Below are 26,274 nucleotides of genomic sequence, written 5' to 3'. Positions count from 1 at the left end.
CAGGAGCGTTGAAAGCTGTGCCCAGCATCGTCCTGGCCGGCGGCGGAACCGCCGGCCACACCTCACCCCTGATCGCGACCGCCGACGCGCTGCGCCGGATCGATCCGACCATCGAGATCCTCGCGCTCGGCACCGAGCGGGGGATCGAGACCCGGGTCGTGCCCGAGGCCGGCTACCGGCTCGAGCTGATCCCGCCGGTCCCGCTGCCGCGTAAACCGACCCCCGCGCTGCTCGCCGTCCCGGGGAAGATGCTGGCCTCGGTGGCGGCCGCCCGTAAGGCGCTCGACGAGGCCAAGGCCGACGTCCTGGTCGGGTTCGGCGGCTACGTGTCGACCCCGGCGTACGTCGCGGCCTGGCGGCGGAAGACGCCGATCGTGGTGCACGAGGGCAACGCCGTCCCGGGGATCGCGAACAAGTTCGCCGCGAAGTACTGCACCGAGCACGTGATCACCTCGTTCCCGGGCTCCGAGCTGCCGCACGCGCGGTACGTCGGCCTGCCGATCCGCCGGGCGATCTCGACGCTGGACCGGGCCGCCGTGCGCGCCGAGGCGCAGGCCTTCTTCGGCCTCGACCCACAGCTGCCGACGCTGCTCGTGACCGGCGGCTCGCAGGGCGCCCAGCAGCTGAACAACGCCTTCGCCGGCGCCGCGCCCGACCTGCAGGCGGCCGGCATCCAGGTCCTGCACGTGATCGGCCCGAAGAACACCCTCGAGGTCGCCCAGACCGGCCCCGCGCCGTACCGGGTGCTCTCGTACGTCGACCGGATGGATCTCGCGTATGCCGCGGCCGACCTGGTCGTCTGCCGCTCGGGCGCGAACACGGTCACCGAGGTGTCCGGGGTCGGCCTGCCCGCGATCTACGTTCCGTTGCCGCACGGTAACGGTGAGCAGCGGCAGAACGCCAAGCCCGTCGTGGATGCGGGCGGCGGCCTGCTCGTCGACAACGCCGACGTCACGCCGGAGTGGGTGCGGGCGACCGTGCCGCAACTTCTGCACGACTCCGCGCGTCTGACAGCCATGTCCACCGCGGCGACCGGCGTCATCCGCACCGACGCCGACGACCGATTGGCGCAGATCATCCTCGATGTGGTGAGGTCTGCCTCGTGATCGTCACCGCTCCTGACACCCTGCTCCCGGCCGAGAAGCTGGGCAAGGTGCACTTCGTCGGAATCGGCGGCGCCGGGATGTCCGGGATCGCCCGGATCATGGCCTCGCGCGGGATCGAGGTCTCCGGCTCCGACGCCAAGGACGGCAAGGTGCTGGCCGCGCTGCGCGCGCTCGGCGCGACCTGCGCGGTCGGGCACGCCGCGGAGAACGTGGCCGGCGTCGACACGGTCGTGGTCTCGACCGCCATCCGGGAGACCAACCCCGAGGTGGTCGCCGCCCGCGCCGCCGGGATCCCGATCCTGCCGCGGGCCGCCGCGCTCGCCTCCGTGATGGTCGGCCGGCGGACGATCGCCGTCGCCGGCACGCACGGCAAGACGACCACGACGTCGATGCTGACCGTCGCCCTGCAGCACTGCGCGGCCGACCCGTCGTACGCGATCGGCGGCAACCTGAACGAATCGGGCTCGAACGCCCACGACGGCACCGGCGAGCTGTTCGTCGCCGAGGCCGACGAGTCGGACAAGTCGTTCCTGACGTACGCGCCCGAGGTCTCGATCGTCACCTCGGTCGAGCCCGACCACCTGGACAACTACGGCGACGAGGCGACCTACCGGCAGGCGTTCAAGGATTTCTGCGCCCGGGTGCTGCCCGGCGGCTTCATGGTGATCTGCCACGACGACGAGGGCGCCCGGCAGCTCGCGGAGTACGCGCGGGAGCGGGGCGTCGACGTCCGGACGTACGGCGAGTCCGGGGACGCCGACCTGCAGGTCACCGAGCTGGTCGCGGAGGGTGCGACGCAGTCGTTCGTGCCGATCTACCGCGGGCGGAAGCTGCCCGTCGTCCACCTGCAGCAGGCCGGCAAGCACAACGCGCTGAACGCCTCGGCCGCGCTGGCGGTCGGGCTCGGGCTCGGGTTCTCCGCGGCCGACCTGGCCGAGGGGCTCGCGTCCTTCACCGGCACCGGCCGGCGGTTCGAGTTCAAGGGCCAGCAGGACGGCGTCCGCGTCTTCGACTCCTACGCGCACCACCCGACCGAGGTGACCGTCGACCTGAAGGCGGCCCGCCAGGTCGCGGGGGAGGGGCACGTCGTCGTCTGCTTCCAGCCGCACCTGTTCAGCCGGACGCGGATCTTCGCGGCCCAGTTCTCCGAGGCGCTGGCGCTGGCCGACGAGGTCGTCGTGATGGACGTCTTCGCCGCCCGGGAGGATCCGGAGCCCGGCGTCACCGGTGCGCTGCTGGCCAACCACGTGCCGCTGAAGCCGGAGCAGGTCCGCTTCGAGCCGTCGTGGTCCGCGGTCCCGCAGTTGCTCACCGAGCTGGCCCGCCCGGGCGACATCGTGGTCACCATGGGCGCGGGCGACGTCTCGCTGATCGGCCCGGAAGTCGTTGATCTGCTGGCCGAACGGGCGCTGCTCCGCGAGTCTGCGGCAGTCGCTCCCGACCCTGTGCTGAAGTAGTTCCGTGGGGTTCGTCGAGTGAGCCAGAGCGCTGATCTGGCTCGGGCACAACAGCGGTTCGCGCGCCGGCAACGGCTGGTGCGCAGGCACAGCTGGCTGCCGTGGGCGATCGGCGGCGGCGTGCTGCTGCTCGCCGGCGTGGTCGTCTGGCTGTTCTACTTCTCGTCCCTGTTCGCGGTGTCCGGCGTCCGGGTGAGCGGTGCGGACACGGTGCCGGTGGCAACGATCGAGCAGACCGCGGCGGCCCCGACGGGGACGCCGTTGGCCCAGGTCGATCTGAGCGCGATCGCCGGCCGGGTGCGGACCATCCCGGCCGTCGCGGACGCACAGGTGACCCGGGCCTGGCCGAACAAGGTCGTCGTCGTGGTCACCGAGCGGGTGCCGGTGGTGGTCGTCACCGACGGCGCCCGGTACGACCTGGTCGACGCGACCGGGACGTCGTACCGGACGCTCACGGCCCGGCCGACCGGCCTGCCGGAGGCGAAGGTGACCGGCACCCGCCGGGAGCAGACGGTCCGGTCGATCGTCACGGTCTCGGCGGCGTTACCGGACCCCTTGCGGGCCCAGGTGGGATCGATCTCGGCAACGTCGCCGGACTCGATCACGCTGAATCTCGGGTCCGGCGTGAAGGTGGTCTGGGGCAGTTCCGATGACAGCGCGCGCAAGGCCGAGGTACTCAGCGTGCTGATGCGGCGCAAGGCGCAGACGTACGACGTGTCGGCGCCCGATCTCCCTGTCACCAAAGGCGAAAAGCGGTAACAGGTCACATCGGCGCGGCGAGCGGCGAGGCGCGTGGACTTTGGCCGGAAGCGTCCCGTACCGTGCGGCGTAATCTAAAGTTGACATAAGTCTAAGCATTTACTTGAGGTTCAGTCTTTTCGCTGGACAACGGGATAGCAACGAGGCGAGAGGCGCGGACGTGGCGGCACCGCAGAACTACCTGGCACTCATCAAGGTCGTCGGTATCGGCGGAGGCGGCGTGAACGCCGTCAACCGGATGATCGAGCACGGCCTGAAGGGCGTTGAGTTCATCGCCATCAACACCGACGCGCAAGCGCTGTTGATGAGTGACGCGGACGTCAAGCTCGACATCGGCCGGGAGGAGACCCGGGGCCTCGGCGCCGGGGCGAACCCGGCGATCGGGCAGAAGGCCGCGGAGGACCACGCGGAGGAGATCGAGGAGGCGCTCAAGGGCGCCGACATGGTCTTCGTCACCGCGGGTGAGGGCGGCGGCACCGGCACCGGCGGCGCGCCCGTCGTGGCCCGGATCGCCCGCTCGCTCGGCGCGCTGACCATCGGCGTCGTGACCCGGCCGTTCTCCTTCGAGGGCAAGCGCCGCGCCACCCAGGCCGAGGACGGTATCTCGCACCTCCGCGAGGAGGTGGACACGCTGATCGTCATCCCGAACGACCGGCTGCTGACGATCTCCGACCGGGCCGTCTCGGTGCTGGACGCCTTCAAGCAGGCCGACACCGTGCTGCTCCAGGGCGTGTCGGGTATCACCGACCTGATCACCACCCCCGGCCTGATCAACGTCGACTTCGCCGACGTCAAGGCCGTCATGTCGAACGCCGGCTCCGCGCTGATGGGGATCGGCTCGTCGCGCGGTGAGGACCGCGCGGTCGCGGCCGCCGAGGCGGCCATCTCCTCACCGTTGCTGGAGGCAAGTATCGAGGGCGCGCACGGCGTGCTGCTCTCGATCGCGGGCGGCTCCGACCTCGGCCTGTTCGAGATCAACGAGGCGGCCCAGCTGGTCTCGGAGTCCGCGCACACCGATGCCAACATCATCTTCGGCGCGGTCATCGACGACGCGCTCGGCGACGAGGTCCGGGTGACCGTGATCGCGGCCGGGTTCGACGGCGGGATGCCGAAACGCCGCGAGCAGGCGATGAACCAGGCCCGCCCGCAGACCAGCCGTCCGGCGGCCACCCCGGCGCCCGCGCAGGCCGCGCCACCGGCGCCCGCGCCCGCGCCCGCGCAGCCGGCGTACTCGGAGCAGATGTCGGCCGGGAGCACGCCGCCGCCGGCGCAGCAGCCGCCGGTCGCGCAGCCTCCGGCCCAGCAGCCGCCCGCGCCGCAGCCGGCTCCGGCCGCGCAGCCGGCGCCGCAGCCCGCAGCCAACCCGGCGCTGCCGACCGACGACACCGTCCCGGTCCCCACGCAGAACGACGCCCGCCCCGGCCACGGGACGACGACGTCCGCGCGCCCGCAGGCCGGTGACCCGGTCCGCACGGTCCAGCCGAGCCAGCCCGCGCCGCACACCACGGCGACGCCGAGCCAGCCGACGACCGAGCGCTCCTGGCCGACCACCGGCCCGAGCAACTCGCCGTCGACACCCCCGCAGTCCACCCCACCGCGCCCGGCCCGCAAGCCGGACCCGGAAGACGACCTCGACATCCCGGACTTCCTGAAGTAACTGTCACTAGCGCGGGTAGCCTTTGGTCGTGTTCAGCTACGACGAGGTTCACGGTGCTGCCCGCTTCGCCGTCACCGACCGCTTCGGCGGGATCAGCCAACCGCCGTTCGGCGAGCTGAACCTCGGTGGGGCGGGTGAGCTGGGGGAGGACGCCGCGCGGATCGGCGAGAACTTTCGCCGGGTCGGCGCGGCCTTCGGGGTCGAACCGGAGCGGGTGATCCGGGTCAGCCAGGTGCACGGTCGCGACGTCCACGTCGTCCGGCCCGGTGATCCGGTACCGCTCGACCCGGTTCCGCGGGTCGACGCGCTCGTCACGACCCGGACCGACATCGTCCTGTGCGTCCGGGCGGCTGACTGCCTCCCGGTCCTGTTCGTCGACAGCGCGAACGGCATCATCGGCGCGGCGCACTCCGGCCGCCCCGGCATGTACGCCGGTATCGCACCGGCCACCGTCGAGGCGATGCGGTCGCTCGGCGCCGAGCAGATCACCGCTGTGCTCGGTCCGAACGCCTGCGGCCGGTGCTACGAGGTCCCGGCTGAGATGCGGGCCGAGGTGGCCGAGCGGGTGCCCGCGGCGTACTCCGAGACCAGCTGGGGGACTCCGGCGCTGGATGTCGCCGCCGGGGTGAAGGCGCAGCTGACCGAGCTCGGCGTCGAGGTGATCGAGGATGCCCGCGGCTGCACGATGGAAGACCCGGCCCTGTACTCGTACCGGCGTGAGGGCAAGCAGAGCGGCCGGCTGGCCGGTCTGATCAAGCTGGTCGCCGCGTGAACCGTTCGGACGAGCTGGCCGCGAATCTGGGCCAGGCGCGGGAGCGGATCCAGAAGGCCTGTGTGGCGGCCGGAAGAGGCCCGGACGAGGTCACCCTTGTCGCGATCACCAAAACCTTCCCAGTCAGCGACGTACGGGCTCTGGCGGGCCTCGGAGTCGTCGACGTCGGCGAGAACCGCGAGCAGGAGCTCAAGGTCAAGGCGCCGGAGTGCCCCGAGCTCACCTGGCACTTCGTCGGTCAGCTGCAGTCGAACAAGGCGCGGTCCGTCGTCCGGCACGCCTCGGTCGTGCACTCCGTCGACCGGCTGTCACTCGTCGGGGCGCTGTCCAAGGCCGCTGTGGCCGAGCAGAAGACCGTTCGGTGCCTGCTCCAGGTGAGTCTCGCGGCGTACGGCGCGGCCGACGCCGCGACCGGCGCTGATCGTGGTGGCGTCGGGTTGAGCGACGTCCTGGAGCTGGCCGGAGCTGTGGCGGCCGCGGACGGGCTGGAGCTAGGCGGCGTGATGGCCGTCGCGCCGCTCGGATCGGAGCCGGACGAGGCCTTCGCGGGCCTCCGCGAGGTAGCCGATCGGCTACGGTCCGAACATCCGGAGGCCGGCTGGATCTCGGCCGGCATGACCGGGGACCTGGAGGCCGCGATCCGGCACGGGGCGACACACGTTCGGCTCGGGCGCGCATTACTCGGTACGCGTACTCACCTGGGCTAGTGTCGACATCGAGCAGGTTTGCTTCCTGCTCACTAGTTGTCGTCGAACCGGGATCGAGGGGCTGGAGGGCCATGAGCGGCGCACTGCGCAAGATGGGTGTGTACCTCGGCTTGGTCGAGGACGGTGAGCGCTACAACGCGCGGTACGACGACGAGTACGACGACTACGACGAGTACGACGACGAAGCCGTCGACGGGGACTCCCACGAGGCCGAGCCGGCGCCCGCCGGCCGGGAGGGCCGCGACCAGCACCGCGACAGCCGCTCCGATCACCACCAGGGGCAGCACGGGCGCGAGGAGCAGGGCGGCACGGTCAGCAAGTTCCCAGAGCGTCGCGGTGTCGCACCGTCCCCGGAGGTTACCGAGTTGGCCCGCATCACCACCGTGCACCCGCGCAGCTACAACGAGGCGCGCGTGATCGGTGAGCACTTCCGTGACGGCACGCCCGTCATCATGAACCTGACCGAGATGGACCACGCGGACGCCAAGCGGCTGGTCGACTTCGCCGCCGGCCTGATCTTCTGCTGCCGGGGCTCGATCGAGCGGATCACCACCAAGGTGTTCCTGGTCTGCCCGCCCAACGTGACGGTCGCCGCGGAGGAGAAGGAGAAGATCGCCGCGGACGGGTTCTACAACCAGTCCTGACCGGTGACTTCGCCCGTCTTCTACACTCATTGACGACATGGTTGCTCTCACGCTCGTCCTCACAATCGTCAGCTGGGTACTGCTCGCGTTCCTGCTGGTTCTGCTGGCACGCTTCGTACTCGGACTGATCGTCATGTTCGCGCCGCAGTGGCACCCCAAGGGGCCGCTGCTGCTGCTCTTCGAGGCCGTCTACTCGGTCACGGACCCGTGCCTGCGCCCGCTGCGGCGCATCCTGCCCCCGATCGGGGCCGGCGGGATCCGGCTGGACCTGTCCATGCTGATGCTGTTCGTCATCGTCTCCGTGGCGATGTCGATCAACTCGACGATCCTGAATTCGCTGTGATCCGGCGGGTACGGGGGCTTGGATCGGGTAGGTAAGGTCTCGGACAAAATCGAAGTACAGGGATCGTTGTCGCCCGCCCGGATTCCGTCACAACACAACGAAGCGATAACGTGATCTACTGAGTCGCCGAGGTGAAGGCCACGGGGACTCCGCCAAGACACAGACAAACGAGGTGAAAGATGCCGCTGACGCCGGATGACGTCCGCTCGAAGCAGTTCACGCCCGTCCGACTACGGGAGGGCTACGACGTCACAGAGGTCGACTCCTTCCTCGACGAGGTGGAGGCCGAGCTCGAGCGCCTCCTCGCCGAGAACGAGGAGCTGCGGGCCAAGCTCGCCGCTGCTCAGCGCGCGGGCGCCGGTCAGGAGCGGCCGGTCGACCAGACCGCCGCGCTGCCGCCCGTCGTGCAGCAGCCGAAGCCCCCGGTGGTGGTCGAGAAGCCGATCATCGAGGAGAAGCCGCCTGTCGTCGCGCCGGTGGTAGCGGCTGCGGGGGCTGCTGCGGCCGCCGGGACCGTCGGTGACGCGTCCAGCTCCGCGGTGCGGCTGCTGGAGATGGCGACCAAGCACTCCGACGACCTGGTCCAGGAGGCGAAGGACACCGCCGACAAGATCATCGGCGAGGCCCGCGCCAAGGCCGAGCGGCTGGAGAACGAGGCTCGCGGCAAGGCCGACCGGATGACCGGCGAGGCCCGCGCCCGCGCCGAGAAGCTCGACGGCGAGATCGCCGAGCGGCGCGCCCAGATGCTGGGCACGCTGGAGAAGCAGAAGGGTCAGCTCGAGCGCACGATCGACGACCTGCACGCCTACGAGCGCGAGTACCGCAGCCGGTTGAAGACCTACTTCACCGAGCAGCTCAAGGCGCTGGGCAACGGCGACGACACGCTGAGCCCGCGGAACGGCTTCCGTCCGGAGGCCCGCGTCCAGGCGCACGGCGGTCACGGAGTCTGAGTCACTAACGTCTGAACCTGTGAAGGGGCGGTGCTTTCCGGCAGCACCGCCTCTTCGGCGTGTCCGGAAACTTCTGACACACAGTCGTTTGATCGTCACTGGGAGTGCTTCCCCCGCCGGACCAGCGGGGAACACCACCCGTCGTAACACCCTCGGCGCGAGCCCGGTACCCACCGGACCCGCGCCGTACGACGTTCTCAGGCCTTGCTGAGCCAGTAGGTGAGCTGGAGGTCGTCCTCGGCCCCGGTGACGAGCCCGGCCTCGGCCGGCGCGGACAGCGTGAGCTCCACCGCCAGCACCTCCTTGGCCAGGTCGTCGGAGTGCTTGCCGAGCGCATCGGCGAGCTCGGCGTCCGGCGTGGTCAGCCAGACCCGGATGCGGTCGGAGACCTCCAGGCCGGCGGACTTGCGGGCCTCCTGCAGGGTGCGGACGACCTCGCGGGCCAGACCGGCCTGCTTGAGCTCCGGGGTGATCTCGAGGTCGAGGGCCACCGTCTCGCCCTGCTCGTTGACGACCGACCAGCCCTCCCTCGGCCGCTCGGACAGCAGGACGTCGGCCTCGGTCACCTCGACGTCGGCGCCGTCCACGACCACGGTCGCCGTACCGGTCGCCTTCAGGGCAGCGGCCAGGCCGGCGGCGTCCGCGGTCGCGATGGCGGCCGCGACGACCGGGGTCTGCTTGGCGAACCGCTTGCCCAGCTCGCGGAAGTTGCCCTTCGCGGAGTACTCGATCAGATCCGCGCCGGCCGCCGACAGCGGCTCGACGGATCCGACGTTGAGCTCGTCGGCGATCTCCTGCAGCAGCTCCGGTGACAGGTCCGCGATCGCGGCCGAGCCGACCAGCGCGCGCGACAGCGGCTGCCGCGTCCGCACCTTGGCGTCCGCCCGGGCCGACCGGCCCAGCTCGACGACCCGCTTGGCCATCGACACGTGCTGCGCGAGGACGTCGTCGATCAGCGCCGCGTCGTACGTCGGGAAGGTCGCCAGATGCACCGACTCGGGCAGCTCGGGCGTGACCGGGCGGAACACGTCCTGCCAGACCCGCTCGGTGACGAACGGCGTCAGCGGCGCCAGGACGCGCGTCAGCACGTCCAGCGTCTCGTGCAGCGTGGAGAGCGCACCGGCGTCCCCGGCCCAGAACCGCCGCCGCGACCGGCGGACGTACCAGTTCGACAGGGTGTCGACGAAGGAGCTGACCAGCAGCCCCAGCTTCTGGGTGTCGTAGGCGGCGTACGCCTCGTCGGTGTCCCGGACCAGCCGGTGCGTCTCGCTGACGAGCCAGCGGTCCAGCACGGAGCGCTCCGCGACCGGTGGGACGTCGGCGGGCGACCACTCGGCCAGCCGCGCGTACAAGGCGTGGAAGGCGACCGTGTTCCAGTAGGTGAGCAGCACCTTCCGGACGATCTCGTTCAGCACGTTCGGACCGATGCCGCGGGCCTTCCACGGCGAGCCGGAGGCGGCCATGAACCAGCGCACGGCGTCCGCGCTGTGGTCGTCCATCAGCGGGATCGGCTCCAGGATGTTGCCCAGGTGCTTGGACATCTTCCGGCCGTCCTCGGCCATGATGTGCCCGAGGCAGACGACGTTGCGGTACGACGACTCGTCGAAGACCAGCGTGCCGACCGCCATCAGCGTGTAGAACCAGCCGCGGGTCTGGTCGATCGCTTCGGAGATGAAGTCGGCCGGGTAGGCCCGCTCGAACTTCTCCTTCGACCCCTCGGCCCACGGGTAGCCCCACTGCGCGAACGGCATCGAGCCCGAGTCGTACCAGGCGTCGATCACCTCGGCGACCCGGCGCGACTCCTCGCCACAGGTCGGGCAGGCGAACGTGACGTCGTCGACGTACGGCCGGTGCGGGTCGGTGGCGCTCAGGTCGCGCCCGGCCAGCTCGCCCAGCTCGGCCAGCGAGCCGACGCACACCTGGTGGTCGTCGGCGCACCGCCAGATCGGCAGCGGCGTACCCCAGTAGCGCGACCGGGAGACCGCCCAGTCGATGTTGTTGCGCAGCCAGTCGCCGTACCGGCCCCACTTGATCGAGTCGGGGAACCAGTTGGTCTTCTCGTTCTCGCGGAGCAGCGCCTCCTTGACCTGGGTGGTGCGGATGTACCAGGAGGGGAGCGCGTAGTACATGACGGGGGTGTGGCAGCGCCAGCAGTGCGGGTACGGGTGCTCGTACGGGACGTGCTTGAACAGGACGCCGCGGGCGTCCAGATCCTTCACGAGGTCCGCGTCGGCCTTCTTGAAGAACTGGCCGCCGACCAGCGGGATGCCGGCCGTGAACGTGCCGTCGGCCTCGACCGGCTTCACGACCGGCAGGCCGTACGCGCGGCAGACGATCAGGTCGTCGGCGCCGAACGCGGGGGACTGGTGCACCAGACCGGTGCCGTCCTCGGTGGTGACGTACTCGGCCAGGACGACGTAGTGCGCCGGCTCGGGGAACTCGACCAGCTCGAACGGGCGCTGGTAGGTCCAGCGCTCCATGTCGCGGCCGGTGTACCGCTCGGTGACCGTCCAGCCCTCGCCGAGGCGGTCGAGCAGCGGCTCGGCCACGACCAGCGACTCCGAGCCGTCGGTGGCGACGACGTACGGGACGTCGGGGTGCACGGCGACGGCGGTGTTGGAGACGAGCGTCCAGGGCGTCGTCGTCCAGACCAGCAGCGACGCCTTGCCGGCCAGCGGGCCGGAGGTGAGCGGGAAGCGGACGTAGACCGACGGGTCGACGACGGTCTCGTAGCCCTGGGCGAGCTCGTGGTCGGACAGGCCGGTGCCGCAGCGCGGGCAGTACGGCGTGATCCGGTAGTCCTCGACCAGGAGGCCCTTGTCGTGGATCTGCTTGAGCGACCACCAGACGGACTGGACGTATTCGGGGTCCATCGTCTTGTAGGGGTGCTCGAGGTCGACCCAGTAGCCCATCCGGGTGGTCAGCTCGTTGAACGCGTCGACGTTGCGCAGCACCGACTCGCGGCACTTGGCGTTGAACTCGGCGATGCCGTACGCCTCGATGTCGTTCTTGCCGTTGAAGCCGAGTTCCTTCTCGACCGCGACCTCGACCGGCAGGCCGTGGCAGTCCCAGCCGGCCTTGCGCTCGACCGAGAAGCCCTTCATGGTCCGGTACCGCGGGAACACGTCCTTGAAGACGCGGGCCTCGATGTGGTGCGTGCCGGGCATCCCGTTCGCGGTCGGGGGGCCTTCGAAGAATGTCCACGGCGTGCCGCCGGCGGACTGCTCGAGGCTCTTGGCGAACGTGTCGTGCTCGTCCCAGTGGGTGAGCACCTCCCGCTCCATCGCGGGGAAGTCGACCTGGGCCGGGACCTGCCGCCAGCCGGTCTCGGGGTGCTGTGCCGCCATCGTTTCGTTCCTTCGTCGCCAGATACGGGCCCGACGAGGGACGAAATGCCGCGGCCGGATCGGCCGGGCACCGCGCGGTACCACCCTCCTTGGCGACTCCGGGGAGTCACCCACTTCCTTCACGCGCCGCTGCCGGTTCTAATAGGTCGCCACGGACTGTTCTTCCGGCGGCTCCGGGGTGATGGCCCCATCACTGCCTTGCAGGTCGCGGTTGCCAGTGTACGGCGTCGTACCGGGTGATCACGAATCGTTAATGGGGTGCCGATCGGGGGTACAACGGTGAGAATGCTGCGTGATGTTCACGGAAATGTCACCGTCGGTAGCGGCTGAGACGTGGCTGTGACGCGCGGAACATCGAGTGAACTTGAAGAAGCGACTACCGTATGTCCACGGTCCGCGCGTCGGGCTGGTCAGCGTGGGTGAGCTGGCCTACTGTCTTGCGACCAGTCCGACTTCAGTCTCCGACGACGAAGGCAGGGGGTAGCTGAACATGGCTACGGCTCCCAGGAAGACCGCCCCCCAGCGCACGACCGCGGCCAAGAAGAGCGCCTCGGGAACGAACGCGGCCACTCCGGCGAAGAAGACGCCGGCCACCAGGAATTCCGCGGCGAAACAGACCACCGCCGCGGCGAAGAAGGCTCCGGCCAAGACAGCCCCTGCCAAGCAAGCGACGACGAAGAGGGTGGCCATGAAGACGAACGAGAACAGGACTCCGGCGACGGCGCCGGCCAAGTCCCCCGCGCACAAGGCGGAAACCCTCGCGGTGAAGACGGGCGAGACCCCGTGGACGGCGGCCGAGCTCGCCGAGCTCCGGACCGAGCTCGAGGCCGACGTGGTCCACCTGCGGCAGGAGATCAAGGACGCCGAACAGGAGATCGTCGGCCTGCTCCGCGACGGCGGCGACGGCGCCGGTAACGACCAGGCCGACGTCGGCTCCACCACCCTCGAGCGCGACCACGAGATGTCCCTGGCCAACAACGCCCGCGACATGCTCGACCAGATCGAGCGCGCCCTGTCCCGGATCGAGGACGGCACCTACGGCATCTGCGAGTCCTGCGGTAACGCCATCGGCAAGGGTCGGCTCCAAGCCTTCCCCCGTGCGACACTGTGCGTCTCATGCAAAGAACGCGAAGAACGCCGCTGACCGACGACACCCCCGCCCCCACCCCCGAACCGGCCGACCCCCCGTCGGCCGGTTCTCCGTCGTCCCCCAGCACCCCCACCAACCCCGCCCCCAGCACCGCCACACCCGCCCCGGCGACCTCGACCACCGGCAAGCCGGTCGACCCAACCACCGGCGACGCGGCCGGCTCGACGTCCGACGGCGCCTCCCCGGCCACCACCGGCTCCACCCCGGCTGACGGGCCTGCGGCCACTCGTGCTGTTGATGCGGACGAGGCCGGCGCGGCCGGCCCGTCGGGCGACGCCGGCTCGGCGGCCGACGGGGCCTCCCCGGCCGCCGGCGAGCCGGCCACCCCGACCACCGGTGAGTCGGTTGACCCGGCCACCGGCCACGCGGTCGACCCAACCACCGGGGGCGCGGCTTCGGACACCTCCAGCTCTTCGTCGGGCGAGGTCGCCGGAGGCGGCGAGCCCGGGGCGGGTGGCGGGGTGCGGTGGAAGTGGGTGGGGGTTTTCGGGGTGGTGGGGTTGGTGGTGTGGGGGATCGACCAGGTGACGAAGGCGCTGGCGCTGGCGCACCTGACGCCGGGGGAGTCGGTGAACGTGGTGGGCGAGCTGCTGAAGTTCACCCTGATCCGCAACTCGGGCGCCGCGTTCAGCCTGGGCGCCGGGTACACGCCGTACATCAGCGCGGTGCAGATCGCCGTGGCGATCGGGGTCGTGGTGCTGTCCCGCAAGCTCGGGTCGGCGGGCTGGGCGGTCGCGTTCGGCCTGTTGTTCGGCGGCGCGGTCGGCAACATCACCGACCGGATCTTCCGCGAGCCCTCGCCGTTCCACGGGCACGTGATCGACTTCCTGCAGACCCCGAACTGGGCGATCTTCAACGTCGCCGACATCGCGGTCTCCTCGGCCGCGATCCTGCTGGTGATCCAGACCCTGCGCGGTATCCGCCTCGACGGCACCCGGGAGATCCGCAAGTGAGCTCGCGCACCGTGATGGTCCCCGACGGGCTGGCCGGCGAGCGTCTCGACGCCGCCCTGTCCCGCCTGTTCGGCGTCTCCCGCACCAAGGCGGCCGAGCTGATCGAGTCCGGCCTGGTCCAGGTGGACGGCGCGACCGCGGCGAAGTCCGCCCGGGTGGCCGCCGGTGTCCTGCTGGACGTCGAGCTCCCGCCGCCGCCCGCCGAGGTCCAGATCGTCCCCGAGACGGTCGACAACCTGCGCATCGTGCACGACGACGACGAGATCGTCGTGGTCGACAAACCGGTCGGCGTCGCCGCCCACCCGTCCCCGGGCTGGACCGGCCCGACCGTGATCGGCCACCTGGCCGGCGCCGGGTTCAGCATCTCCACCAGCGGCGCCGCCGAGCGCAAGGGCATCGTGCACCGGCTCGACGTCGGCACGTCCGGCCTGATGGTCGTCGCGAAGACGGAGTACGCGTACACCGTCCTCAAGCGCGCCTTCAAGGAGCGCACGGTCAAGAAGATCTACCACGCGCTCGTCCAGGGCCACCCGGACCCGTTCACCGGCACCGTCGACGCCCCGATCGACCGGCACCCGCACCACGACTACAAGTTCGGCGTGATCGCGGGCGGCAAACCCAGCGTCACCCACTACGAGACCCTGGAGGCGTTCCGCTATGCGACCCTCCTGGAGATCACCCTCGAGACCGGCCGCACGCACCAGATCCGCGTCCACATGTCCGCGATCGGCCACCCCTGCTGCGGCGACCTGACCTACGGCGCCGACCCGACCCTCGCCGAGCGCCTCGGCCTGTCCCGCCAGTGGCTGCACGCCATGCGCCTCGGCTTCGACCACCCCGGCACCGGCCAGTACGTCGAGTTCACCTCCGAATACCCCCAGGACCTCGACCAGGCCCTCGACGTCCTCGCCGACGCCCAATGAGAGCCCAATGACAGCCCAGTGAAGCTCTACCTCTCCTCGTTCCGCCTCGGCGACTCCCCGGAGCGCCTGCTCGCCCTCCTCCCACGCCCGGCCCGGGTCGCCGTGGTCTGCAACGCGATGGACTTCGTCACCCCGGCGATCCGCCGCGCGAAGGTCGAGGCCGAGCTGACCGCCCTCGCCTCCCTCGGCCTCCCTGCCGAAGAGCTCGACCTCCGCGACGACGACGCCGCAGCCCGCCTCCCGGCGTACGACGCCCTCTGGGTCCGCGGCGGCAACGTCTTCCACCTCCGCGCCGCCCTCGCCCGCTCCGGCGCGGACGCCGTCCTCCCGGCCCTGATCCGCTCCGAGCAACTCGTCTACGCCGGCTACAGCGCCGGCGCCTGCGTCCTCGCCCCCAGCCTCCACGGCCTCGAACACGTCGACCCCGTCGACGACCCCGAAGCCGTCATCTGGGACGGCCTCGCCCTCCTCGACCACGCGATCGTCCCGCACCTCGATTCCCCCGGCCACCCCGAGACCGACCTCGTCGCCGCCGTCGCGGAAACCTACGCCCGCACCGGCGTCCCGTACCTCGCCCTCCGCGACGGCCAGGCCCTGTTCGTTCACGGCGATCATCGGGAGATCGTGCCCGGATAGCGGGCGGTCGCGAGGCCTCCCGGTGAGCCGATTCAGAACTGTCGGAGGGGTCTGCATAAGCTGTGGCAGTTCCGCTCACACACGCCTCCGGGAGGTCTGCGAAGACATGGCGTCCAGCGACAGTTTCGTGCATCTACACGTGCACACCGAGTACTCCATGCTGGACGGCGCCGCCCGGATCGACGAGTTGTTCAAGACCGCCCAGGAGATGGGCCAGCCGGCGATCGCGACCACCGACCACGGGTTCGTCTTCGGGGCCTACGAGTTCTGGAAGACCGCGAAGAAGTACGACGTCAAGCCGATCATCGGCGTCGAGGCGTACCTGACGCCGCACACGCATCGCACCGAGCGCAAGCGGGTCAAATGGGGTGACGCGAACTCGGGCCGCGACGACGTCTCCGGCTCCGGCGCGTACACCCACATGACGCTGCTCGCGAAGAACACGTCGGGGATGCACAACCTGTTCAAGATGAGCTCGCTGGCCTCCCTCGAGGGCTACTACTTCAAGCCCCGGATGGACCGCGAGCTGCTGAACACCTACGGCCAGGGCCTGATCGCGACCACCGGCTGCCCGTCCGGCGAGGTGCAGACGCGGCTCCGCCTCGGGCAGTACGACGAGGCGATCAAGGCGGCCGCGGAGTTCCGCGACATCTTCGGCAAGGAGAACTTCTACTGCGAGCTGATGGACCACGGCCTCGGCATCGAGCGGAACATCCAGGGCGACCTGCTCCGCCTGGCCAAGGAGCTGGGCCTGCCGCTGGTCGCGACCAACGACCTGCACTACACCAAACCCGAGGACGCGACGTCCCACGCCGCGCTGCTCTGCGTGCAGTCCGGCTCGACGCTGTCCGACCCGAACCGGTTCAAGTTCGACGCGAACGAGTTCTACGTGAAGACCGCGGCCGAGATGCGCGAGGTCTGGAAGGACTTCCCCGAGGCGTGTGACAACACGCTGCTGATCGCCGAGCAGTGCGAGGTCAGCTTCACCGAGGGCGAGGGCCGGTTCATGCCGCGGTTCCCCTGCCCCGAGGGGCACAACGAGGAGTCCTGGTTCGTCGCCGAGGTCGAGACCGGCCTGCACAAGCGCTACCCGGCCGGCGTCCCGGATCACGTCCGCAAACAGGCGGAGTACGAGATCGAGGTCATCACCTCCAAGGGGTACGCCGGGTACTTCCTCGTCGTCGCCGACTTCATCAACTGGGCCAAGGCGCACGGCATCCGGGTCGGCCCGGGCCGTGGCTCCGGCGCCGGCTCGATGTGCGCGTACGCGATGCGGATCACCGACCTGGACCCGCTCCAGCACGGTCTGATCTTCGAGCGCTTCCTGAACCCGGAGCGGATGTCGATGCCCGACTTCGACATCGACTTCGACGACCGCCGCCGCCCCGAGGTGATCCGGTACGTCACCGAGAAGTACGGCGACGACCGGGTCGCGATGATCGTCACCTACGGCACGATCAAGGCCAAGCAGGCCATCAAGGACGCCGGCCGGGTGCTCGACTACCCGTTCGCGATGGGCGACCGGATCACCAAGGCGATGCCGCCGTCGGTGATGGGTAAGGACATCCCGCTGTCCGGGATCTTCGACACCTCGCACAAGCGGTACTCCGAGGCCGGCGAGTTCCGCCAGCTCTACGAGGGCGACCAGGACGTCCGCAAGATCGTCGACACCGCCCGCGGCCTGGAGAACCTGAAACGCCAGTGGGGTGTGCACGCGGCCGGCGTGATCATGTCCAGCGAGCCGCTGATCGACCTGATCCCGATCATGCGCCGCGACCAGGACGGCCAGATCATCACCCAGTTCGACTACCCGAGCTGCGAGACGCTCGGCCTGGTCAAGATGGACTTCCTGGGCCTGCGCAACCTGACGATCATGGACGACGCCGTCAAGAACGTCGAGGCCAGCCGCGGGATCACCCTCGACCTCGACGCGCTCGCCCAGACCCTCGACGACGGCCCGACCTTCGAGCTGCTCGGCCGCGGTGACACCCTCGGCGTCTTCCAGTTCGACGGCGGCCCGATGCGGGCCCTGCTGCGGCTGATGAAACCCGACAACTTCGAGGACATCTCGGCCGTCGGCGCGCTCTACCGCCCCGGCCCGATGGGCGCGAACAGCCACACCAACTACGCCCTGCGGAAGAACAAACAGCAGGAGATCTCCTACCCGCACGACGAGCTCGCCGTCGCGCTGGAGCCGATCCTCGGCATCACCTACGGCCTGATCGTCTATCAGGAGCAGGTGATGGAGATCGCCCAGCGCCTGGCCGGCTACACCCTCGGCAAGGCGGACCTGCTCCGCCGGGCGATGGGTAAGAAGAAACGCGAGGTGCTGGACGCCGAGTACGTCGGCTTCGCGGAGGGGATGAAGTCGAACGGCTTCTCCGAGCAGTCGATCAAGGCGCTCTGGGACGTCCTGCTCCCGTTCTCCGACTACGCGTTCAACAAGGCGCACTCGGCGGCGTACGGGCTGGTCTCGTACTGGACGGCGTACCTCAAGGCGAACTTCCCGGCCGAGTACATGGCTGCCGTTCTGACGTCCGTGAAGGACGACAAGGACAAGATGGCCATCTACCTGAACGAGTGCCGCCGGATGGGCATCAAGGTGCTCCCGCCGGATGTCAACGAGTCCGACTCGAACTTCACCCCGGTCGGCACCGACATCCGCTTCGGCCTGTCCGCGATCCGCAACGTCGGCGTCAACGTGGTGGCCGAGATCGTCGCGGCCCGTGAGGAGAAGGGCCGGTTCACCGATTTCGTCGACTTCATCGACAAGGTCTCGCTGCCGGTCTGCAACAAGCGCGTCATCGAGTCGCTGGCCAAGGCCGGCTCGTTCGACTCGATGAGCCACGCCCGGCGCGCGGTGGTCGCCGTCCACGAGCAGGCCGTCGACGAGGCGATCGACCTCAAACGGAACGAGGCACACGGCCAGTTCGACCTGTTCTCGATGGGCGAGGAGGACGCCGCCGAGGGGGAGGGCAACAGCCGGTTGTCGGTCACCGTCCCCGAGATCGAGGAGTGGGACAAGGCGACCAAACTCGCCCACGAGCGGGACATGCTGGGCCTCTACGTGTCCGACCACCCGCTGTTCGGTGTCGAACACGTGCTGACCAACGGCTCGGATTGCACGATCGGGCAGCTTTTGGCCGACGAGGACCGCCCCGACGGGACGCGGGTGACGATCGGCGGCCTGGTCACCGCCGTCCAGCGCAAGGTGAACAAACGCGGTGACATCTACGCGATCGTCACCATCGAGGACCTCGAAGGTTCGATCGAGGTGATGATGTTCTCCTCGGCGTACCAGCTGCACGCGCACCTGCTCAGCAACGACGCGATCATCTTGATGAAGGGCCGGATCCGCCGCCGCGAGGACCGCGTCGAGCTCTCCGGCGACGAGGTCGTCGTCCCCGATCTCACCGAAGGCCCCAGCGGCCCGGTCGTGATCAGCATGCCGGTCACCCGCTGCACCCCGCCGGTCGTCGACCAGCTCCGCGACATCCTCCAGTCCCACCCCGGCATGACCGAGGTCCAGCTCCGCCTGCAGGCCCGCCAGAAAACCACCGTCATGCGCATCGGCGACCGCTTCCGCGTCACCCCCACCAGCGCCCTGATGGCCGACCTGAAAGCCCTCCTCGGCCCCTCCTGCCTGGCCGGTTGACAGGGATACGGCACACTGTCGTGGTGAGTCAGCAGCAGTCGCCGCAGTCCTGGGGCCAGCCGGGTCCGTATGTCGCTCCGCCGTCGATGAATCCGTTCGGCGCGCCGCCGGAGCCGGAGCCGCAGATGCCCTGGGCGAAGGCGATTCTGGTGACGGTGGTGGTGTTCCTGGTGGCCGGTGTGGTCGGGGGGTGGGCGTGGCAGCAGTTCTCGCCGCTCGCGCAGTACACCGTCGACGAGAACGGCGGCGCCCTGGGGGAGGAGCAAATGACCCGGGTGTTCGGCCCGGACGGCACGTTCACCGCGATCGGGTTCGTGGCGGCGTTCCTGCTCGGCGGCGCGCTGTTCTGGTGGTTGCGCAACTACGGGCCGTGGTCGGTCGCGATCGCCGTCCTCGGGGCCTGTCTGGGGTCGGGCGTCGCGTGGGGTGTCGGCATGCTGCTCGGCCACGACCCGCTGGATGCGCGCCTGAGCGCCGCCAAGCCCGGAGACCTGGTCGCGGCGCCGCTGGAGCTGCACACCTGGACGCCCGCGGTCGCCTGGCTGGTCGGCGCCGCGCTGGCCGCGGCAGTGATCTCCGCCACCACCTGGCGCTCGGAGCCGGTTGCAACCGATCCGAAACCTGTTGCGTCAGAGGGCAACCCCCCGGTGCACTAAGGTGTTCAGGCCGGTGGGTGAGGCCACCGGTCCGTTGAGGGGGAAGTAGAAAAGCATGTCTGATCAGTTCAATCCGCCCGGTCCGCAGTCGCAGGGCCCCGGCGGGCAGCAGTACCCGGGCAACCAGCCCCAGCCGCCGTACCAGGGCCAGCAGCCCGGTCAGCCGCAGTTCCAGGGGCAGCCGCCGTACCAGGGTGAGCAGTCCTTCGAGCAGTTGCAGTTCGGCGCGCAGGGCCAGCAGCCGCCGGCCAAGAAGCCGCGCGGCAAGCTGATCCCGATCATCGCCGCGCTGGCGATGGTGCTCGTCGTCGCCGGTGGCGGCATCTTTGCCTACGGCAAGCTGAACGGCGGCAAGCAGCCGGACGCCGTCCTCCCGGGGACCGCGATCGGCTTCCTGCGCGTCGATCTGAACCCGTCGGCCGGCCAGAAGCTGGCCGCGCTCCGGTTCCTGATGAAGTTCCCGTCGGCCAAGGACAAGCTGAAGCTGACCGGTGAGAAGGACGACCTGCACCAGAAGCTGTTCGAGGCGATCAAGAGCAGCTCCGGCGACGACCTCGCCGAGGTCGACTACGCCAAGGACGTGAAGCCGTGGCTCGGCGACCGGATCGGCGCCGCCGTGCTGCCGACGGCTGACGGCCAGAAGGAGCCGCCGGTCGTCATCGCCGTCCAGGTGAAGGACGAGAAGGCCGCGGCCAAGGGGATGGACAAACTCCTGGCCAAGGAGACCGAGAAGCCCGGGCGCGCGTTCCACGAGGACTACATGATCCTCGCCGACAAGCAGGCCGACGTGGACGCCGCGATCGCGACCGCGAAGACCAACCCGCTGACGAACAACGCCAAGTACACCGACGACCTGAAGAAGCTCGGCGAGCCGGGATTCGCCACGGTCTGGGCCGACGTCAAGGGCCTGTCGGCGCTGGCCGGCGAGTTCGGGCCCGCCAAGGTCGACCCGGTCGGCGAGGGCACCGTCGCGGCCGCGCTCCGCTTCGACGCGCAGTACGTCGAGGTCAAGGGCATCGTGAAGGCCGACCAGGAGGTCGTCGCGAAGTCGGCCGACGCCGGCGAGCTGTTCACCAAGCTGCCTGACACCACGACCGCCGCGATGACGGTCTCCGGTGTCGACACGTCGATCGACACGCTCTGGAAGCAGCTGGAGAAGAGCGGCGAGCTGGGCGAGATGGTCAAGGGCTTCGGTTCGGCCTCCGGCCTGACCCTGCCGGACGACCTGAAGAACCTGCTCGGCAAGAACCTGTCGCTCGTCGTCGACAAGGACGCCTCGGCCGGCCCGAAGTTCGCGGCCCGGCTGGAGACCGACCCGGCCAAGGCCGAGCCGGTGCTGAAGAAGCTCACCACGCTGATGCAGCAGCAGGCTCCGGTCCAGGTCCCGCTGGTGACCGCGAAGGACGGCGACACCCTCGTCGTCTCCACCGACCAGGCCTACGCCGGCCAGGTCCTCCAGGGCGGCAACCTCGGCGCCACCGAGAACTTCAAGGTCGCGCTCCCCGACGTCCAGGGCGCCACCATGCTCGGCTACGTCGACTTCACCGCCGCCGCCGACATCATGGAAGCCCTCGACGAGAAGCCCAACGCCGACGTCCAGGCCCTCCGCTCGGCCGGCATCGTCGCCCGCAACACCGGCAACTTCGAGGGTGACTTCACCCTCCGCGTAGTAGCCAAGTAACACCCCCCCGAAGCTCCGGACGACCCCACGGTCGTCCGGAGCTTTCGTTGTGGTGAGTGGGTTGGTCGATCCACCGCAGCCAGCGCCCACCTACCGCCGCTAGCGGTTCAGGAAGTTCCGGACGGCGGTGGCGCAGTCGTCAGGTGCTTCGCGGTGGATCCAGTGGCCGGAGCCCTCGATGACGACCTGCTCGGTGTCCGGGCGTCGGCGTACCATCTCGGCGGCCAGGTCAGCGCTGAGCAGGAAACTGTTAGTTGCTCGGAGCAACAGCATGGGGCAGCTGACGGCCTCCCAATCGGACCACCACGCCCCCCGGTTGCCCTCCTGGACCAGCATCATCGTGTCCAGGTCGAACAGCAGCTCGCCGTCGACGACGCTTTCGAGGAAGTACTCCGGGGCCGGGGTGGCCGCGAAGAACTCCGCCGCGTTCTCGAACCGCCGGGGCCACCCGCGGACGTCGAGAACCGGCTGCGCGACCGCGGTCTCATCCGTGACGGCGCCGACGTCCTCGACCACAACCGCCCGCACCAGCTCCGGCCGCCGCGCCGCCAACTGGTACGCCGTCACACCACCCAGCGAATGACCGTAGACCACCGCCGGTGCGAGCCCCAGCGCCTCGACGAACCGAGCGGCATCCGCCACGAACTCAGCACGACCGAACCCGCCACGCACCTCCGTGCGACCGTGCCCCCGCAGATCCGGCGCAATCACCCGATACTCCGGCAGCAGCCGCTCCGCCAGCCCGGCGAAGCTCCGGCCACGCCCGAACACCCCATGCAACGCCAGCACAGCCTCACCATCACCGCCGGCGTCCTCGTAGTGAAATCGTCCATCAGGCAGTTCGAGAGTCGGCATCAGATCCTTCCAGCGAAATTCTTCGGCCCCGGATGTCGAAACCACGCGAACAGCTTCTACCTCGGAGATGACAGCAACTTTTTCACCTCCAAGGAGAAACCATGAACCACTTCACGAGCATCCACACCGTCGGCATCCCCGTCGCCGACCAGGACCGAGCGCTCGCCTTCTACACCAACACCCTCGGCCTCACCCTCCTGTCCGACACCCCCCTCCCACAACTCGCCGGCCGCTGGATCGTCCTCACAACTGGGGCCGGGGCGAGTCTCGCCCTGACGCCGGCAGCCGACGGCGAGCCGGTCGGCCGCGACACCGGCGTCCGCCTGGGAACGACGGACGCCGCGGCGGCGCACGCCGCACTCGGCGACGCAGCCGGCGACCTGCTGGCCTGGCCAGGCGTGCCGCCCATGTTCAGCTTCACCGACCCCGACGGAAACACGTTGTACGTCGTCCAGGACTAGTCAGACGAGGACGTTGCCGCCGCCTACGGTGACGATTGAGCCGGTTGCGTAGGTTTGGTTCATCAGGAAGACGTAGGCCTCGGCGATGTCTTCGGGTTCGCCGATGCGGCCGACTGGGAGTGATTCGGCGGTGGCGGTGTAGTCGAAGTCGTCGGGCCAGAGTGGGGTGCGGACGACGCCGGGTTTGACGGCGTTGACCCGGAGCGGGGCGAGCTCGACGGCGAGGGCGCGGACGAGGGCGTCGGTGGCGCCGCAGATGCTGGCGGCGACCGACCAGCCGGCTCCGGGCCGGTCGGCCGCCGTGCCGCTGGTCAGGACGACGGAGCGGCGGATTTTCGGGGTGGCGGCGTGGACCGCGTTGAGGGCGCCGAAATACCGGAGTTCGAAGGCCTGGCGCGCGCGGGCGAGGTCCAGCGAGCGGATCTCGAGCAGGCTGAGCGCCTCGCCGGCGGTGTAGACGAGATGGTCGAACGGGTCCAGGCGGTCGAAGAACGCGCCGACGGCGGCCGGGTCGGTCAGGTCGCAGACGGTCCCGGACGCCGATGCGGGCAGGACGCCGAGCGCCCGGCGCACCGACTCGGGGTTGCTGGAGGCAACGATCACGGTGGCGCCGTGCGCGGTCGCGAGCCGGGCCGTGGCCAGCCCGATCCCCGACGTACCGCCGAGGAGGACGACGCGCTGGTCCTGCAGGGTCATGTCAGTTCGCCTTTCGTGGTGGGGTTTCCCTGCCACGATGCGCCCGCGGACGGCGTCCGGTCCAAGACCTGTCCGGGCGCCTGTCATACCCTGAAGGTATGGACGTCGACCTCCGGAAGCTCCGGTACTTCGTCGCCGTCGCCGAAGAGCTCCACTTCGGGCGCGCCGCCGACCGGCTGCACATCGCGCAGCCGGTGCTGTCCCGGCAGATCCGCGCCCTCGAACACGAGCTCGGCGCGCAGCTCTTCCATCGCACCAAACGCGCCACCGAGCTCACCCCCGCCGGCCGGCAACTCCTGGACGACGCCCGCCCCCTCCTCACCTCGGCCGCCGCTCTGCGCCGCCGCGTCGCTCAAGCGGCCCGCGGCCCCAGAACCTTCACGATCGCCTTCATGCCCGGCATCACCCTGACCGCCGCCGTCCGCGCCTTCGAAACCCTCCACCCCGGCATCGACGTCGAGGTCCTCCGCACCAGCACCGCCGACCAGGTCCAAGTCCTCCACGACGGCCGCGCCGACGTCAGCATCGTCCGTCTCCCGATCGACCAGCGCGCCCTGACCCTCCGCCCCCTCTACGAGGAGCCCCGCCTGGCCATCCTCCCCGCCCACCACCGCCTGGCCGGCAAACCCTCGATCGAGATCAGCGATCTCGCCGAGGAGCACCTACTCCAACACCCCGATCAGGTCCCCGAGTGGCGCGACCTGCCCCGCGAACCCCGCCACCGCCCCATCCCCGCCCTGAACAGCGTCGAGGAGAAACTTGAACACGTAGCCGCCGGCCGCGGCATCTCGATCCTCCCCAGCTCAGTAGCCGCCTTCTACCACCGCCCAGACATCACCGCCGTGCCCCTCACCGACCTACCCCCCAACAAAGTCGCCCTCGCCTGGCTCGCCACCCGCCGCTCCCCCCTCATCCAAACCTTCGTCACCCTCACCAAAAGCCTCACCCCGACCAGCCCACCCGGGACCTGATCAGCCGCCTCGGGTGGGGTCAGTCGGGGGTGGCTAGGGTTTCCAGGACGCCTTGGCCGTATTTGGCCAGTTTGTTTTCGCCGATGCCGTTGATGGCGCCCAGGGCGGTGAGGGTGGTGGGGAGGTCGATGGCTATTTGGCGGAGGGTGGCGTCGTGGAAGATGACGTAGGCGGGGACGCCCTGGTCTTTGGCGGTGGTGGCTCGCCAGGTGCGGAGGCGTTCGAAGACGGGGAGGGATTCGGTGGGGAGGTCGGCGGCGGGGGACTTCTTGCCGGATGAGGAGCGGGATTTGGATTTGGCGCGTTCGGGTTCGCGGCGCATCTGGACGGTGCGGCGGCGGCCGAGGACCTCGGCGCTGTCCTCGGTGAGGACGAGGGTGCCGTAGTCGCCTTCGACGGTCAGGAGGCGCAGCGCCAGTAGCTGGCGGATGACGCCGCGCCACTCGGTGTCCTTGAGTTCGGTGCCGATGCCGAAGACGGTGAGCTCCTGGTGGCGGAACTGCTTGACCTTGTCGGTGTCCTTGCCGAGGAGGATGTCGATCAGCTGGCCGGCGCCGAACTTCTGGTTGCGCTCGTGCTGGAGGCGGTAGACGGTGGAGAGGAGTTTCTGGGCGGCGATGGTGCCGTCCCAGGACTCGGGCGGGGTGAGGCAGGTGTCGCAGTTCTGGCAGGTGTCGCCGTGCTGGCCGAAGTAGGCGAGGAGCTGGGAGCGGCGGCACTCGACGGTTTCGCAGAGGGCGAGCATCGCGTCGAGGTGGGCGCTCAGGCGGCGGCGATGGGCGAGGTCGCCTTCGGAGGTGTCGATCATCTTGCGTTGCTGGACGACGTCCTGCAGGCCGTAGGCGAGCCAGGCGGTCGAGGGAAGGCCGTCACGGCCGGCGCGACCGGTCTCCTGGTAGTAGCCCTCGACGGATTTCGGCAGGTCGAGATGCGCGACGAAGCGGACGTCGGGTTTGTCGATCCCCATGCCGAAGGCGATGGTGGCGACGACGACGAGGCCGTCCTCGCGGAGGAAGCGGGCCTGGTTCTGCGCGCGGACGCGGCTGTCGAGACCCGCGTGGTACGGGACGGCCTCGATACCGTTCTGTGTCAGGAAGGCCGCGGTCTTCTCGACGCTGTTGCGGGACAGGCAGTAGACGATGCCGGCGTCACCCGCATGCTCGGTGCGCAGCAGATCGAGCAGCTGCCGCTGCGGGTTGTCCTTCGGGACGATCCGGTACTGGATGTTCGGCCGGTCGAAGCTGGCGACGAAGTGTTTGGCGCCGGTCAGCTGCAGCCGGTTCGCGATCTCGGCGTGCGTCGCCTCGGTCGCCGTCGCGGTGAGCGCGATCCGCGGTACGTCGGGCCAGCGCTCGTGCAGCTCCGACAGCATCAGGTAGTCGGGGCGGAAGTCGTGGCCCCACTGGGACACGCAGTGCGCCTCGTCGATCGCGAACAGCGCGATCTTGCCCTGGTCGAGCAGCCGCACGGTCGACTCGACGCGCAGCCGCTCCGGCGCCAGGTAGAGCAGATCGAGCTCACCGGCCAGGAACGCCTGCTCCACCTCGCGCCGCTGGTCGAAGTCCTGGGTCGAGTTCAGGAAGCCGGCCCGGACGCCGAGCGCGGTCAGCGCATCGACCTGGTCTTGCATGAGGGCGATCAGCGGTGAGATCACCACGCCCACGCCGGAGCGGACCAGCGACGGGATCTGGTAGCACAGCGACTTGCCGCCGCCGGTCGGCATCAGCACCAGCGCGTCACCGCCGCCGACGACGGTGTCGATGATCTCGGCCTGGTCGCCGCGGAAGGCGTCGTACCCGAAGACCCGGCGGAGCACGTCCAAAGCCTCGGTCGGCAGCGATTCGTCGGACGGGGGCGGCGCAGGCGTTTCGGTCACCCAGCGATTCTAGGCAGCT

Annotated in this window: 22 protein-coding genes and 1 pseudogene; 18 read left to right on the top strand and 5 right to left on the bottom strand. The window is 69.7% G+C overall.

What is annotated here, in order from left to right; translation table 11 throughout:
- Positions 1-17 precede the first annotated feature (17 nt).
- From murG to HPO96_RS01095, 9 genes and pseudogenes are all read left to right on the top strand, one after another.
- Positions 18-1,106, top strand: a complete 1,089-nt coding sequence (gene murG / locus HPO96_RS01135; RefSeq protein ID WP_425551756.1) for an undecaprenyldiphospho-muramoylpentapeptide beta-N-acetylglucosaminyltransferase — start codon at positions 18-20, stop codon at positions 1,104-1,106.
- Entirely contained in the window at positions 1,103-2,563 is a 1,461-nt protein-coding gene (gene murC, locus HPO96_RS01130; RefSeq protein WP_171670225.1) for a UDP-N-acetylmuramate--L-alanine ligase, read from the top strand. The genes murG and murC overlap by 4 nt, the downstream gene beginning before the upstream one ends.
- A gap of 18 nt (positions 2,564-2,581) precedes the next feature.
- Positions 2,582-3,322 carry a cell division protein FtsQ/DivIB gene (locus HPO96_RS01125; RefSeq protein ID WP_171670223.1) on the top strand — a complete coding sequence of 247 codons (741 nt, stop codon included), beginning with the start codon at positions 2,582-2,584 and terminating at the stop codon, positions 3,320-3,322.
- A 160-nt stretch (positions 3,323-3,482) separates the two neighbouring features.
- Positions 3,483-4,491, top strand: a pseudogene (ftsZ, locus tag HPO96_RS39845) (cell division protein FtsZ); the annotation flags it as partial.
- A gap of 516 nt (positions 4,492-5,007) precedes the next feature.
- Positions 5,008-5,751 carry a peptidoglycan editing factor PgeF gene (gene pgeF / locus HPO96_RS01115; protein WP_171670220.1) on the top strand — a complete coding sequence of 248 codons (744 nt, stop codon included), beginning with the start codon at positions 5,008-5,010 and terminating at the stop codon, positions 5,749-5,751.
- Positions 5,748-6,458, top strand: coding sequence for a YggS family pyridoxal phosphate-dependent enzyme (locus HPO96_RS01110; protein WP_337796457.1), 711 nt, complete (start codon positions 5,748-5,750; stop codon positions 6,456-6,458). Before pgeF ends, HPO96_RS01110 begins: the two co-directional genes overlap by 4 nt.
- A 71-nt stretch (positions 6,459-6,529) precedes the next feature.
- Positions 6,530-7,102: a cell division protein SepF gene (locus tag HPO96_RS01105; RefSeq protein WP_171670218.1), complete on the top strand. Its 573-nt coding sequence runs from the start codon at positions 6,530-6,532 to the stop codon at positions 7,100-7,102.
- 37 nt (positions 7,103-7,139) lie between these two features.
- Positions 7,140-7,445 carry a YggT family protein gene (locus HPO96_RS01100; RefSeq protein ID WP_171670217.1) on the top strand — a complete coding sequence of 102 codons (306 nt, stop codon included), beginning with the start codon at positions 7,140-7,142 and terminating at the stop codon, positions 7,443-7,445.
- Positions 7,446-7,624: 179 nt separating this feature from the next.
- Complete coding sequence (locus HPO96_RS01095) at positions 7,625-8,395, top strand: DivIVA domain-containing protein (protein WP_171670215.1); 771 nt, start codon at positions 7,625-7,627, stop codon at positions 8,393-8,395.
- A 197-nt stretch (positions 8,396-8,592) separates the two neighbouring features.
- Here HPO96_RS01095 and ileS read toward each other — a convergent pair whose 3' ends face one another.
- Complete coding sequence (gene ileS / locus HPO96_RS01090) at positions 8,593-11,742, bottom strand: isoleucine--tRNA ligase (protein ID WP_171670214.1); 3,150 nt, start codon at positions 11,740-11,742, stop codon at positions 8,593-8,595.
- A 429-nt stretch (positions 11,743-12,171) separates the two neighbouring features.
- Complete coding sequence (locus HPO96_RS37505) at positions 12,172-12,432, bottom strand: hypothetical protein (RefSeq protein WP_202885450.1); 261 nt, start codon at positions 12,430-12,432, stop codon at positions 12,172-12,174.
- On the opposite strand from HPO96_RS37505, the gene HPO96_RS01085 reads away from it, so the two are divergent.
- From HPO96_RS01085 to HPO96_RS01055, 7 genes are all read left to right on the top strand, one after another.
- Complete coding sequence (locus HPO96_RS01085) at positions 12,431-12,886, top strand: TraR/DksA family transcriptional regulator (protein ID WP_202885449.1); 456 nt, start codon at positions 12,431-12,433, stop codon at positions 12,884-12,886. The two genes, HPO96_RS37505 and HPO96_RS01085, sit on opposite strands and share 2 nt — an antisense overlap.
- Positions 12,859-13,845: a signal peptidase II gene (gene lspA, locus HPO96_RS38875; RefSeq protein WP_171670211.1), complete on the top strand. Its 987-nt coding sequence runs from the start codon at positions 12,859-12,861 to the stop codon at positions 13,843-13,845. Before HPO96_RS01085 ends, lspA begins: the two co-directional genes overlap by 28 nt.
- Positions 13,846-13,859: 14 nt before the next feature.
- Positions 13,860-14,768 (top strand): RluA family pseudouridine synthase, encoded by a 909-nt coding sequence (locus HPO96_RS01075; protein ID WP_171672264.1) that lies wholly within the window; start codon positions 13,860-13,862, stop codon positions 14,766-14,768.
- Positions 14,769-14,786: 18 nt separating this feature from the next.
- On the top strand, positions 14,787-15,404 hold the full coding sequence (locus HPO96_RS01070) for a Type 1 glutamine amidotransferase-like domain-containing protein (RefSeq protein ID WP_171670209.1): 618 nt from the start codon (positions 14,787-14,789) through the stop codon (positions 15,402-15,404).
- A gap of 106 nt (positions 15,405-15,510) precedes the next feature.
- Positions 15,511-19,059, top strand: a complete 3,549-nt coding sequence (dnaE, locus tag HPO96_RS01065) for a DNA polymerase III subunit alpha (RefSeq protein WP_171670208.1) — start codon at positions 15,511-15,513, stop codon at positions 19,057-19,059.
- A gap of 23 nt (positions 19,060-19,082) precedes the next feature.
- Positions 19,083-19,715 (top strand): hypothetical protein, encoded by a 633-nt coding sequence (locus HPO96_RS01060; RefSeq protein WP_238354663.1) that lies wholly within the window; start codon positions 19,083-19,085, stop codon positions 19,713-19,715.
- A 55-nt stretch (positions 19,716-19,770) separates the two neighbouring features.
- Positions 19,771-21,396 (top strand): DUF3352 domain-containing protein, encoded by a 1,626-nt coding sequence (locus HPO96_RS01055; protein ID WP_171670206.1) that lies wholly within the window; start codon positions 19,771-19,773, stop codon positions 21,394-21,396.
- 99 nt (positions 21,397-21,495) lie between these two features.
- Here HPO96_RS01055 and HPO96_RS01050 read toward each other — a convergent pair whose 3' ends face one another.
- Complete coding sequence (locus HPO96_RS01050; protein ID WP_171670205.1) at positions 21,496-22,251, bottom strand: alpha/beta fold hydrolase; 756 nt, start codon at positions 22,249-22,251, stop codon at positions 21,496-21,498.
- Positions 22,252-22,352: 101 nt separating this feature from the next.
- Between HPO96_RS01050 and HPO96_RS01045 the strand changes: the two genes are divergently transcribed.
- Positions 22,353-22,712 (top strand): VOC family protein, encoded by a 360-nt coding sequence (locus HPO96_RS01045; RefSeq protein WP_171670203.1) that lies wholly within the window; start codon positions 22,353-22,355, stop codon positions 22,710-22,712.
- Here HPO96_RS01045 and HPO96_RS01040 read toward each other — a convergent pair whose 3' ends face one another.
- Positions 22,713-23,408: an SDR family oxidoreductase gene (locus HPO96_RS01040; RefSeq protein ID WP_171670201.1), complete on the bottom strand. Its 696-nt coding sequence runs from the start codon at positions 23,406-23,408 to the stop codon at positions 22,713-22,715.
- 98 nt (positions 23,409-23,506) lie between these two features.
- Between HPO96_RS01040 and HPO96_RS01035 the strand changes: the two genes are divergently transcribed.
- Positions 23,507-24,379, top strand: a complete 873-nt coding sequence (locus HPO96_RS01035; protein ID WP_171670200.1) for a LysR family transcriptional regulator — start codon at positions 23,507-23,509, stop codon at positions 24,377-24,379.
- A gap of 19 nt (positions 24,380-24,398) precedes the next feature.
- Here the strand turns inward: HPO96_RS01035 and recQ are convergent, their stop codons facing one another.
- Positions 24,399-26,255, bottom strand: a complete 1,857-nt coding sequence (gene recQ / locus HPO96_RS01030; protein WP_171670198.1) for a DNA helicase RecQ — start codon at positions 26,253-26,255, stop codon at positions 24,399-24,401.
- Positions 26,256-26,274: the final 19 nt, after the last annotated feature.

The sequence above is a fragment of the Kribbella sandramycini genome (genome assembly GCF_013131805.1).
Classification (GTDB): domain Bacteria; phylum Actinomycetota; class Actinomycetes; order Propionibacteriales; family Kribbellaceae; genus Kribbella; species Kribbella sandramycini.
This window is presented reverse-complemented; position numbering and strand designations above follow the sequence as displayed.

Excerpts from the sequence above, each read along its gene's own strand:
- HPO96_RS01105 (WP_171670218.1), top strand. The coding sequence starts at position 6,530 with ATGAGCGGCGCACTGCGCAAGATGGGTGTGTACCTCGGCTTGGTCGAG.
- HPO96_RS01100 (WP_171670217.1), top strand. The coding sequence starts at position 7,140 with ATGGTTGCTCTCACGCTCGTCCTCACAATCGTCAGCTGGGTACTGCTC.
- HPO96_RS01095 (WP_171670215.1), top strand. The coding sequence starts at position 7,625 with ATGCCGCTGACGCCGGATGACGTCCGCTCGAAGCAGTTCACGCCCGTC.
- ileS (WP_171670214.1), bottom strand. The coding sequence starts at position 11,742 with ATGGCGGCACAGCACCCCGAGACCGGCTGGCGGCAGGTCCCGGCCCAG.
- HPO96_RS01085 (WP_202885449.1), top strand. The coding sequence starts at position 12,431 with ATGAAGACGAACGAGAACAGGACTCCGGCGACGGCGCCGGCCAAGTCC.
- HPO96_RS37505 (WP_202885450.1), bottom strand. The coding sequence starts at position 12,432 with ATGGCCACCCTCTTCGTCGTCGCTTGCTTGGCAGGGGCTGTCTTGGCC.
- lspA (WP_171670211.1), top strand. The coding sequence starts at position 12,859 with ATGCAAAGAACGCGAAGAACGCCGCTGACCGACGACACCCCCGCCCCC.
- HPO96_RS01075 (WP_171672264.1), top strand. The coding sequence starts at position 13,860 with ATGGTCCCCGACGGGCTGGCCGGCGAGCGTCTCGACGCCGCCCTGTCC.
- dnaE (WP_171670208.1), top strand. The coding sequence starts at position 15,511 with ATGGCGTCCAGCGACAGTTTCGTGCATCTACACGTGCACACCGAGTAC.
- HPO96_RS01055 (WP_171670206.1), top strand. The coding sequence starts at position 19,771 with ATGTCTGATCAGTTCAATCCGCCCGGTCCGCAGTCGCAGGGCCCCGGC.
- HPO96_RS01050 (WP_171670205.1), bottom strand. The coding sequence starts at position 22,251 with ATGCCGACTCTCGAACTGCCTGATGGACGATTTCACTACGAGGACGCC.
- HPO96_RS01045 (WP_171670203.1), top strand. The coding sequence starts at position 22,353 with ATGAACCACTTCACGAGCATCCACACCGTCGGCATCCCCGTCGCCGAC.
- HPO96_RS01040 (WP_171670201.1), bottom strand. The coding sequence starts at position 23,408 with ATGACCCTGCAGGACCAGCGCGTCGTCCTCCTCGGCGGTACGTCGGGG.
- HPO96_RS01035 (WP_171670200.1), top strand. The coding sequence starts at position 23,507 with ATGGACGTCGACCTCCGGAAGCTCCGGTACTTCGTCGCCGTCGCCGAA.